General features: G+C 50.2%; 9 protein-coding genes, 1 tRNA gene and 1 pseudogene. 5 read left to right on the top strand and 6 right to left on the bottom strand.

Annotated elements, in window-relative coordinates; translation table 11 throughout:
* The 4 genes and pseudogenes from Dpoa2040_RS18280 to Dpoa2040_RS16610 form a co-directional block, all read right to left on the bottom strand.
* The coding region (locus Dpoa2040_RS18280) for a hypothetical protein (RefSeq protein ID WP_210423987.1) at positions 1 to 413 on the bottom strand (413 nt) is incomplete at its 3' end.
* A gap of 54 nt (positions 414 to 467) precedes the next feature.
* A complete protein-coding gene (locus tag Dpoa2040_RS16620; protein ID WP_168641963.1) occupies positions 468 to 644 on the bottom strand; it encodes a hypothetical protein in 177 nt (58 codons plus the stop codon).
* A 922-nt stretch (positions 645 to 1,566) separates the two neighbouring features.
* Positions 1,567 to 1,689: pseudogene (locus Dpoa2040_RS16615) on the bottom strand (integrase arm-type DNA-binding domain-containing protein); the annotation flags it as partial.
* 162 nt (positions 1,690 to 1,851) lie between these two features.
* Positions 1,852 to 1,926: transfer RNA gene (locus Dpoa2040_RS16610), tRNA-Arg, on the bottom strand.
* A 504-nt stretch (positions 1,927 to 2,430) separates the two neighbouring features.
* Here Dpoa2040_RS16610 and mlaA point away from each other — a divergent pair.
* Positions 2,431 to 3,192: a phospholipid-binding lipoprotein MlaA gene (gene mlaA, locus Dpoa2040_RS16605; protein ID WP_042871844.1), complete on the top strand. Its 762-nt coding sequence runs from the start codon at positions 2,431 to 2,433 to the stop codon at positions 3,190 to 3,192.
* A 157-nt stretch (positions 3,193 to 3,349) separates the two neighbouring features.
* Here mlaA and fadL read toward each other — a convergent pair whose 3' ends face one another.
* Positions 3,350 to 4,618, bottom strand: a complete 1,269-nt coding sequence (gene fadL / locus Dpoa2040_RS16600) for a long-chain fatty acid transporter FadL (RefSeq protein ID WP_168641962.1) — start codon at positions 4,616 to 4,618, stop codon at positions 3,350 to 3,352.
* A gap of 399 nt (positions 4,619 to 5,017) precedes the next feature.
* Here fadL and Dpoa2040_RS16595 point away from each other — a divergent pair, with 399 nt between their 5' ends.
* From Dpoa2040_RS16595 to sixA, 4 genes are all read left to right on the top strand, one after another.
* Positions 5,018 to 5,314 (top strand): YfcZ/YiiS family protein, encoded by a 297-nt coding sequence (locus Dpoa2040_RS16595; RefSeq protein ID WP_168641961.1) that lies wholly within the window; start codon positions 5,018 to 5,020, stop codon positions 5,312 to 5,314.
* Positions 5,315 to 5,576: 262 nt separating this feature from the next.
* Positions 5,577 to 6,890: an acetyl-CoA C-acyltransferase FadI gene (gene fadI / locus Dpoa2040_RS16590; RefSeq protein ID WP_168641967.1), complete on the top strand. Its 1,314-nt coding sequence runs from the start codon at positions 5,577 to 5,579 to the stop codon at positions 6,888 to 6,890.
* Positions 6,887 to 9,079 (top strand): fatty acid oxidation complex subunit alpha FadJ, encoded by a 2,193-nt coding sequence (gene fadJ, locus Dpoa2040_RS16585; RefSeq protein WP_168641960.1) that lies wholly within the window; start codon positions 6,887 to 6,889, stop codon positions 9,077 to 9,079. The genes fadI and fadJ overlap by 4 nt, the downstream gene beginning before the upstream one ends.
* An 889-nt stretch (positions 9,080 to 9,968) precedes the next feature.
* Positions 9,969 to 10,454: a phosphohistidine phosphatase SixA gene (sixA, locus tag Dpoa2040_RS16580; RefSeq protein ID WP_168641959.1), complete on the top strand. Its 486-nt coding sequence runs from the start codon at positions 9,969 to 9,971 to the stop codon at positions 10,452 to 10,454.
* 83 nt (positions 10,455 to 10,537) lie between these two features.
* Here sixA and smrB read toward each other — a convergent pair whose 3' ends face one another.
* Positions 10,538 to 11,077, bottom strand: coding sequence for an endonuclease SmrB (gene smrB / locus Dpoa2040_RS16575; RefSeq protein ID WP_168641958.1), 540 nt, complete (start codon positions 11,075 to 11,077; stop codon positions 10,538 to 10,540).
* Positions 11,078 to 11,261 lie beyond the last annotated feature (184 nt).

The following is an 11,261-nucleotide window of genomic DNA, read 5'->3' as shown; positions in this document are numbered from 1 at the left end:
TTCAGTGGCGGACAATTAAAATAATCGATAAGTAAAGTATGGTCCGAGCTCAACCTTTTCAGAAAACTATTAATGTTTGATATAGTGCTTGCACAAATATTTAATGATAATGTGTCAATAAATTTGTTATTTCCTCTAATACCTGATTTCCAACTATTGTCATTGTTTTTGAAATAAGAAATATATCTGTCAGTGTTTAATGGCGACTGGTTTTTTAGCCACGTATCGAATCTGACCACGAAATCAGGAAGATGAATTTGATCTAACGTCTCTGAAACAGTCAGCATTATATCTGTGTAATCCAGATGTGACATACCAAAACTTTCCAGAAGTCCTTGTAACTCTTTTTTAAAATTTATGAGATAAGGGAAGTAAAGGTAAGCACGATATGGTTCTGAAAATTTATAGAGCATACTTCTTATCCTTACATTTGGTAAAGGGCTGCCACTGGCCGCCCTTTTTATCACTTAAAGAAAGAAGTCTTCTGAAATTTCTTCAAGTTCTTTAGTTAGTACATCTTCTGAAGAAATACCCAAGCCACCACCGCAGTCACAAGTTCCACTGGCACAGTCGACACCACTGTTTGCCATGTAACCACGAATTTCAGAGATCTTGGTTGGTGCTACTTCGATAATGCGTTCCATTTGTTACCTCATTATTTGAGTAGGTGGAAAATATATTTCTACGAGAGATAAATCCGTGTGCGCACCACTAAAACAATAAGGGAAATAAAAACCAAAAATGTGATGGCTATCACGTATTTTTTTAGATAGGGATTTGATTTTTTAATTTATTGATTATTTGAATTTTTGTAATTTATGTATTCTTTCTTTATAATTTGATTTCATTGCTATTTATTTTAGATGAAAACCATAGGTGAAATTTTTATTTATCTTTTGTTGCATTTTGAGCAGAAAAAACAAAACTGATATTATGATCTGTCAGCAAAGAGATAATTATATACCCGTCATACTTCAAGTTGCAGGTGTGTTGGCGGCGTTCGCTCACCCGAATCACTTACTAGAGTAAGCTCATCGGGATTCACTCTCTTGCCGCCTTCCTGCAACTCGAATTATTTTGGGTATAGATATTAAATATAATGTTCTATTTTTTTTTTGGATGCATTCAGCGTTTTATCCTGTTTATAAATCTGCGGGCGCGATTGGATTCTTACAGATTTTTCTTGTTTTTGATAAATAAAATTAATTACCTGCCATAAAGTAACACTGGCGTATAGTTTTAACTATAAAATATTTTATTTGGAAAAGTAATAATGCGAACTAACTCTTCCATATTCCCGTCTTACTGGATTTATTACAAAATTAGGAAGTTAACCGCCTGGGCTTGAGAGAGTGAGATCACCATGACCGGGCACTGTCTATACGCCAAACCACTCTTAACGCCAAACCACTCTTAGATACTCTTCCCTTTGTTCAGTACCGCGTAAGGTAGAGTTTTCGGCCCATTTTCTCCGTAAAAAAGAGGTCATCCGGCATGAAAAAGTCGCGATTCACCGAAGAACAGATTGCGTTTGCCCTGAAGCAGGCCGAAACCGGCAAGTCGTTAGCGGAAACGCCAGCCTTTCGTACCGGTGCTGTCGATCAGCAAAGACAGCCCATTGCCGTCATTGAGGGTATAGGGTTTATCCTGGGTTTTGGCCTTTTTGATTTTGATGTCAGTCAGCAGCATAGGTGTATAGAAAAAAGATCGAACCTGTCATATACACAATTTTATACACATAGTTGCCGGGCTTCTATAGGCTTTCGTTGGATGGGGTAAGACTGGATTTTCTTCTTTTTATTTATTTTTAAAGGATTTTTAGACTTACTGAGAAGGTGTGAGACGGGGCGATGGCGTCCCCAGCAGGGATCGAACCTGCAACTAGCCCTTAGGAGGGGCTTGTTATATCCATTTAACTATGGGGACCAGACCGGCGCCGCATTATACCCGATTTGGTTGCTTCTATAAGCACTTGTCGGTGCGTTTGCTCAATCTGCCACCAGTTTTGACCTGAATACCTGCCTTAATCATGATATCTTCCGTTTTTCTGAAAGCTCTGACATGGGGAAGGCTGATGGTGCAAGTCGCTGAATTCGGCTGTGATCGCAAAATAGGTATTGGAATAACACCGGTGCTTGATGCAGTATCCACATCTCTTCAATGTTGACCGTTGCGTCAACCGGCAGTGTGGATGGCGATTATTTTTCGCACAAGGCTATCCGATATGAACCGGACGATTCTGAAGCGCTGATGAGAGGCGCGCCACGTCTGGCATCGTTATTAAAGGCGTGCAATTTTTCCAACAGACCGCCGCAGGCGGCACGGGTAAACCAGAACCCGGTGTATTAAAATGATAGCATGTGGTTTTGCGCGCTGCGGTACGAAGGCAGGTCGTACGAACCTCATGAAAGCTCATCAGGGAGATACTTTATGAATTTTCGTCTGGGTGGTGTGGTATTGGCGAGCGTGGTGCTTGCCGGCTGTGCCAGCTCCAAAACTCCAGCGCCGGAGCAACGTTCGGATCCGCTGGAAGGATTCAACCGTACCATGTTCAGTTTTAACTATAATGTGCTGGATCCCTATGTAGCGCGCCCGGCAGCGGTTGTATGGCGTGATTATATGCCACAGCCTGCGCGTAATGGACTGACTAATTTCTTTGTCAACTTGTCCGAGCCTGCCACCATGGTGAATTATTTTGCCGAAGGGAAACCCTATCAGGCGATGATTCACCTCAACCGTTTCTTCCTCAATACGTTGTTGGGGATGGGTGGCCTGATTGATGTTGCGGCGATGGCGAATCCCAAACTGGCGAAAGGTGAACCGCACCGTTTCGGCAGCACGTTGGGATATTACCAGGTGGGTTACGGGCCTTATGTGGTGTTGCCTGGTTATGGCAGTGCAACGCTACGTGAAGATGGTGGCGGGGTCGTGGATACGTTGTATCCGCCATTAAGTTATCTCACGTTCTGGATGTCTGCCGGTAAATGGGTCGTGGAAGGTTTGGAAACCCGCGCCCGTCTGCTGGATTCCGATGCGTTGCTGCACAATTCGTCCGACCCGTATCTGATGGTGCGGGAAGCCTATTTTCAGCGGCATGATTTTCTGGCTAACGGCGGTAAGTCTGTTCCCGTGGTTAACCCGAATGCCAAAGCGATTGAAGGCAGCCTGGACGAAATTGATTCAGGTAAGTAAGTGGTTTTGAGTTAACTACGTGTTTTTAGTATTGCAAGGGCACCTTCGGGTGCCTGTTGCCACGAATGCATCAGTGAAGCTGAAATACACAATCCGCTTTGATAAAAACCAAAGGCCGCAATTGCGGCCTTTGTTACGAACGGGGTGAAGCGAACGGTTAGAAACTGTAGTTGAAGTTCACGCCATACAGCCACGCTCGACCTTCAGAAGTAAAGGTGTAAGAGGGCAGGTTAGCTGCAACGCCGGGTTCGTGAATAGTAACTTTTTGGCCGTGCATGTAAGACACACCCACATCGACCGACATGTCTTTATTAAAGGTGTAAGTGGTGCCTGCGCTCAGCCACAGACGATCTTGGTCTGGAATAGAGATGGTGCGTTTATCAGCCGGAACCGGGCTGTCGTCAAACGCGATACCGGTACGGAATGTCCAATTATTGTCGTAGTAGTACGTTGTTCCCAGCGCAATGCGGTAGGCATCGTGGAAACCTTCATCTTTCTGGAATCGTTGCTGGCCGTTGCTGTCGGTGGCGCGCAGCTCCTTGAACGAGCTCCAACTGGAGTAGGCCAGACTGTAGTGAACTGCCCATTGTGGGGCAACGCGGTGGTAAGCGGAGACCTCCCACATTTCCGGCAGGTTGAGCGTCAGCCTGGCAGGGATGGTGACGCCGTTGGTGCCACGAAGCGTTGGCGGCAGAGCACTTCTGAAGGAACCGTTGAAGTCGATATCGACTTTGGAACGATAGCTCAGGCCGAAACGGTTGTTTTTATCCAGCTCATACAACACGCCGGCGTTCCAGCCATAACCCCATTCCTTGCCATCCATATGGGTGATTTCAGCGGTCGGAGTCACTCGCAGCGCAGGGGCAACTTCACCCGCATTACGCACAATCTTGGCATCGGCGTACACGGCGTTGACGCCGAGACCAAAACTGAAATGCTGATTGAGGCGATAGGCGGCACTCAGGTTCAGGTTAGAGGTTTTCAGGTCGGTTTTGCCAGCGATGGAGCCGGCGCTGAAGTCATCGCTAAATTCAGTTGCCAGACCGAAGTTGGTGGTAGCGGAAGCGCCGACTGCCCACTGGTCGTTCAGCGGCATAATGAAATGCAGGTTGGGCACCCAGGCGTGTGGCGCGATGTTGCTGGCGCTGGCGTCGCGACCAGTGCTGCTGCTGCCGCGCAGGTCGATGTCCGGGTTTATATAGGTCACGCCACCGGAAAAGGTCGGACGATCAAACATCGTCATTGTTGCCGGGTTGCGGCTGCCGGAGGCGGCGTTGTCTGCGATGGCGCTTTCACCTGAGAAGGCGCGCCCCAGACCGGATGAGGAAAACTCATTCAACTGGAAACCGGCAGCGGTTGCATTGGATGCCATTAGCGCCAGCGCCACAGCAAGTGATGTTTTCTTTAACAGGACTTTCTGGCTCATGACCGAAACCTCACTGAACGTTTGTAATTTTTGTTAAGCGTGTAACAAGGGACGCGCATTGTAGGGGGGGCTAGTGGGCTGACAAATCAGACCAGTTGCGAGAAGTATAAAAGTAAAAACACGAAATGTTTTATTTTGGTTCCGTAAATGTTGCAAAAATGATTAAGAAATTAGATCTGGTTAACAAATTGTGTGATTTTATTTGAGTTTTTTAGCTCATTTAATTGAAAGTTAACGAAAAATTGTGATGGTGGTCACGTGGTAACCCTTTAATTGGTAAGTGCTAGTGATAGACGGTCGGGGTGAGTAAAATGGGAGCCAGATTACATTGATAGCCGGACTGGATTGATAGCTTGCTTCCAACTGTGGAAGCGGCTGTTGCCGTAGAGGAGTTTTGCCATGACAAATGCGATTAACAAATGTAGCGCGGAAGAAACTGCCGCCTGTTGCTGTGTGGATGTGGGAACCGTAATGGATAACACCGACTGCACCGCTTCCTATAGCCGTGTATTTACCAGCCGCAGCGACGCGGAACAAACACAACAGCAATTGACGGAAAAAGCCCGTTCGGTTGAGTCTGAACCTTGCGGGATTGATGCTCGCCTGTCTGAAGCGGAAGGGGGGGTTAAACTGGATATGGATTTCACGTTCAGTTGCCAGGCAGAAACCCTGATCTTCCAACTGGGCTTGCGCTAACTGCCCTTCTATCGTGCTAACCGCACACCCGACCTCGCTTTGCGCCTGATTCGCTGAGCGAGGCCGTATTCCCCACCACGTTCAATTTCATTAATTCCCTCTGCGTGGATTACCTTTAGTTGCCTTATTTCCGGCGGTGGATGCGTGCGGGAAGCGTGGCGAGGCTCGCTGTTTGATATCGGTTTGTTTGCATAATGTGATCTTCGGGTTAACAATGAGTTCAGGCCCAATCGGTCTCTGAAAAGGGATGGACTTCATGGTTATGCGCGACGTTACGCCGCTGCTCACCCGGCGCGGTGATCGCATTGCGATTGTCAGTGGATTGAGAACACCGTTTGCCCGGCAGGCAACGGCTTATCATGGGATTCCGGCGCTGGAATTGGGTAAGCTGGTCGTTAATGAATTGCTGCTTCGTAGCGGCATTGAGCCGGAGCAGGTAGAGCAACTAGTGTTTGGGCAGGTAATTCAGATGCCCGAAGCACCTAATATTGCGCGTGAAATCGTGCTGGGCAGCGGCATGAGCGTGCATACCGATGCTTACAGCGTTTCCCGTGCCTGCGCCACCAGCTTTCAGGCGGTCGCTAACGTGGCGGAAAGTATTCTGGCCGGTACTATCAACATCGGCATTGCTGGTGGCGCCGATTCGGCTTCGGTGCTGCCGATTGGCGTTAGCAAGGCGTTGGCGCGAACGCTGGTAGACCTGTCGCGTGCCAGAACGCTCTGCCAGCGGTTGTCGCTGTTCAGCCGTTTGCGTCCACGGGATTTACTGCCGGTGGCGCCCGCCGTAGCGGAGTATTCCACCGGGTTGCGCATGGGGGATACCGCTGAGCAGATGGCGAAAGATTATCGTATCAGTCGTGACGAGCAAGACGCCTTTGCCCATCTCTCCCATCAGCGCGCTACGCAAGCCTGGGCTGATGGCGTACTGCGTGATGAGGTGATGACCGCCTGGGTGCCACCCTATAAACAAGCCATCAATGAAGACAACACGATTCGTCGTGACAGCGCACCGGAACAGTACTCCCGTCTTAAACCTGCCTTTGATCGCCGCTACGGCAGCGTCACCGCTGGCAACAGTTCGCCGTTAACCGACGGCGCCGCCGCCGTGTTGCTGATGAGCGAATCTTGCGCCAGCGAACTGAAACTGACGCCGCTTGGTTACCTGCGCAGCTATGCATTTAGCGCCATTGCGGTACAGCAGGACATGCTGGCAGGACCGGCTTACGCCACTCCGCTGGCGCTTGATAGGGCGGGGATTCAGCTCGATGATCTGGCGTTGATTGACATGCATGAAGCCTTTGCCGCTCAAACGCTGGCTAATCTGCATCTGTTTGCCAGCGCCGAATTTGCCCGTAATACGCTGGGGCGTAGTGCGCCGCTGGGCGAGGTGGACAGGACGCGCTTTAATGTCCGTGGCGGTTCGCTTGCTTACGGACATCCGTTTGCCGCAACCGGCGCACGTATGATCACCCAAACATTGCATGAATTGCGCCGACGGGGCGGGGGATTGGGGCTGGTTACCGCTTGCGCAGCAGGTGGACTGGGGGCAGCCATGGTGCTGGAGGTAACGCAATGACCGAACGGATGCTGATGAGCCAGGTGAGTGAACATGACCTACAAGCCGCTTTCCAACTGACATTACGCCCCGATCATATTGGGATTATCACCGTGGATGTTCCCGGTGAAAAAGTGAATACCCTGCGAGCGGAATTTGCTGAACAAATGCGTGCGGTGCTGGCGCAAGCCGTTCAGCACAGTGGCTTGCAGGGGCTGATTATTCTTTCTGGCAAACCTGCGTCGTTTATCGCCGGGGCGGATATCGGCATGTTGGATGCCTGTTCCGATGTTGCGACAGCACAGCAGCTGGCTAAAACCGGTCAGGAAACACTGGAGATGATCGCTCGTCTGCCGTTCCCGGTGGTCGCCGCCATTCATGGCGCTTGTCTGGGCGGCGGGTTGGAGCTGGCACTGGCCTGCGATTATCGCCTCTGCACGCCGGACGACAGTACCCGCCTTGGGTTGCCGGAAGTACAGTTAGGATTATTGCCGGGGGCGGGCGGAACCCAACGACTTCCGCGTTTGATAGGCGTGGATCAGGCGCTGGAATTGATATTGACCGGGCGACAACTGCGGGCTGCTCAGGCGCGGCGGATCGGGCTGGTGGACGATGTCGTGCCGCCGGGTGTATTGCTGGAGGCATCGCTGGGGTTCATCCGTCGTGGTAAACGGCAAACCACCTCACCCGGCTGGCGGCATCGGTTACTGATGCTGCCGTACGTGCGCCGCTGGTTGTTTGAACGGGTGCGCCGGCAGACTCGCCTAAAAACGCAGGGCAATTACCCAGCGACGGAGCGCATCATTGAGGTGGTGCGTCGTGGTCTGGAACAGGGGAGTCAGGCGGGTTATCAGGCTGAAGCCCACGCTTTTGGCCAACAGGTGATGTCGCCGGAGTCCGTGGCGTTGCGGCGACTGTTTTTTACCACCACGGCGTTGAAAAAAGATCCGGGGGCATCAGTTGCACCCGGTCCATTGCGCCGGGTTGGCGTACTGGGCGGCGGTTTGATGGGAGGTGGTATCGCCGGTGTTACCGCGCTTAACGGTCAGTTGCCGGTCAGGATTAAAGATATTCATGAGCAAGGCATCACTCAGGCGCTGAACCACAGCTGGCAACGATTAAGCAAGCAGGTTGCGCGTCGTCGCATGACGCCTGCGGAACAACGCAGACAAATGAGCCTGCTTTCCGGCGGCACCGATTACCGGGGGTTTGAGCATGTTGATGTGGTCGTGGAGGCGGTATTTGAGGATATGGCACTCAAGCAACAGATGGTGCGGGAAGTCGAAGCAATGACGCCGCCGCATACCGTGTTTGCCACCAATACCTCGTCGTTGCCGATTCATCAGATTGCCGCTGATGCCAGTCGCCCTGGACAGGTGATCGGCCTGCACTATTTCAGCCCGGTGGACAAGATGCCGCTGGTTGAGGTGATTCCCCATGCCGGGACTGGCGAGCAGACGCTCTCCACCACGGTGGTGCTGGCGAAAAAGCAGGGAAAAACCGTGATTGTGGTGGCGGATAAAGCCGGATTTTACGTTAATCGCATTTTGGCACCTTACCTGAATGAGGCCGCTCACTGCCTGCTCGAAGGCGAACCGGTGGAGTCGATTGATCGGGCGTTGGTTCGCTTTGGTTTCCCGGTCGGTCCGTTTACCTTGCTGGATGAGGTTGGTATTGATGTGGCGATGAAGATTGTACCGGTGCTGGTGGCGGAACTGGGGGAGCGGTTTTGCGCCCCGCCAGCGCTGGAAGCGATTGCACGAGATAACCGCAAGGGCCGTAAGAATGGCCGTGGTTTTTATCGTTACGAAAAGTCTCGTTATGAGCGGTTGTGCAGCCTGTGGCGGCGTCAGGGCAAGGTATCCGACAGCCGAATTTATCGATTGCTGGATGTCACGCCAAAGGCGCATTTGGAGCCGGCGCTGATTGCACAACGTTGCGTCATGATGATGTTGAATGAGTCGGTGCGTTGTCTGGATGAGGGCGTGATTCGCTGTCCGGGCGATGGTGATATGGGGGCGGTGATGGGGATAGGTTTTCCGCCATTTTTGGGTGGTCCGTTTCACTATATGAATCAATTAGGTGTGGCGACGGTGGTGGACACGCTGCTATCGTTGCAGAAACAGTATGGCGAGCGATTTGCGCCAGCAGCAGGACTGCTCCAACGTTACTCCCAACATACTGGCTTCGCCGATGTAACAGAATGCTGAATCGAAGAGTAATAAATTTGAATCTGCTACCATTTTTTATTCTATTTCGATGATGAAATAATAAATTTCACGCCAGTAAGGCAGATTTTTTGAATTAGATAACCTGATTTTGGTTAAAAAATTATTTTATTGATTAACGAGAAAGATTAATTGTTGGATGTGGTTTGAGGTGAAAGACGTTAATTAGTAAACATAATGAAAATGGTAGTACCTCACTGAGGTGGGTACGCCTTAGTTTACTGAAAAATTTTGTTTTTTTGTTTAAACGTTCCTTTGTTCTTACCGCCCAATATAATGATTCCCTGAATGTTGGGCATAATAACGCGCTACATTATTTAAACATACTGTAATTGATGTTGACGTTTTCTCTATATTCACTATGAGTGAGCCAGCGTATTTTTTCCAGTATTTCCCGCTGTGATAAGATGAAACAGTGTAAAAGTGTCAGCAAAATAAAACCGGTGTCGGTTTATTCTGTATTGTTGGAATTGGTGATTTTTTTATCCAAATAAAAATTATTTTCCAGTTTAAAATTCTATTAAATGAAACCCAAAGGATGGCTGGTAGCATATTATGATGACATGAGTCCGATTTTTCCCTGATAAAAGCAAGGTTAATTGTCTGAAAACACGGGAGGTTGACGGCTATAGCCTGAACATATGGTAATAGCAGGAGTGCAGTATGGGGAGTGTTATATGGGGGTTGGTTGCGATTCGCTGTTAATTGGGGTACAAGAGTGCGCTTTGCGCCGGTTAAAACACCATCAGCAGGTTGTGGCTGTTGCGACATCAGGCTGTGAGCTGCTGCAAAACGGCGTTGCGCCGATTCAGTTAATCTAAAGCTATCCTCAGGGTTTTATTGCCCTTTTTCATCAATATAGCGGTGTATTATGCAAGTTTTGATTATGCGTCATGGTGATGCCGTACCTGACGCCGCCAGTGATGCGCTCCGACCATTAAGCCGCCGGGGCGATGAAGAGTCTCGTCAGATGGCCGCCTGGCTTAACGATCAGGCGATTGGTATTGACAGGGTACTGGTGAGTCCTTATGTGCGGGCTCAACAGACGTTGCAGGTTGTAGCAGAGGTGTTGCCATTGCCAGAAAACGAGTGTCTGCCGGAGCTGACGCCGGGAGGTAGTGCCGAGTTGGTGTGTGATTATCTGTTAGCTCTGGCGAAAGAAGGCACCAGTGCGGTACTGGTGATTTCCCACCTGCCGCTGGTGGGCTATCTGGTCGCTGGGTTGTGCCCGTCTGAGAATGCTCCTATGTTTGCCACGTCGGCGATTGCCTGTGTTGAACTCGATGACGTTGTCGGCAAAGGCGTGTTCCACTGGCAAGTCGCCCCATCTCAGTTAGGTTCCAAAGCTAAACACTGATCGTCTGATAGCCGTTACCGTTAGCCGCTGATTTGAATTTTATCACGTTCTGGGCTGCCCTGATAGCAGGGAGCCAGGGACGGTTATTCTTCGTCAGCGTTTTCTTGTGCCACCAGTATCAGCAAGGCTGCATCGCCGCCGAATTCCTTCGGCGCCTGATGAAAAGCCAGCACGTCCGGATGTTGCGCCAGCCATAACGGCGTTTGTTGTTTGAGAATGTGTTTGCCGTGCCCATGCATTACGCAGGCACAGTAAACATGTTCACGCAGGCAGGCAGCCAGCAGCGCTCCCAATTCTTGCTTGGCTTCCTGTTGCGTCAGCCCGTGCAGGTCCAGAAACAGTTCCGGCGAATAGTCACCCCGACGCAATTTCTTCAATTCATAATGGCTGGCGCCGGGCCGGACGTAACGTGTCGGTCCCTCCTCCAGTTGCGGCTGAAACTCGTCAGAAAAGTAGAAACTCGCATCCACCTGCTCCTGAATCATCCGCCGCGGCGGCAGTACGCTGGGTTTGTTACGGACAGGACGATGAACATAGGTATCCTGACGTAACCGGGTGGTGCCCGCCACCGACATGCGGAAAAGTGCCTGCTCCTCGTCATCAAGCATGAATTTTTTTTTCATTAGTTCGTCACTCTGTCTCGTCGCCGTTTTGATAAGAATAATGAATACGGTATCGATGTAGTCTACCTGTTCCATAGTGGTGGCTAAACAAAACCTTGATCGATTAAACAAAATCTTACCAGTTAAACAAAACCTTACCGGCTAAACAAACCTTCTCGTCATCCCGAACGTCATCATCATCCTG

This window comes from Dickeya sp. CFBP 2040, assembly GCF_012273755.1.
Classification (GTDB): Bacteria; Pseudomonadota; Gammaproteobacteria; order Enterobacterales; family Enterobacteriaceae; genus Dickeya; species Dickeya poaceiphila.
This window is presented reverse-complemented; position numbering and strand designations above follow the sequence as displayed.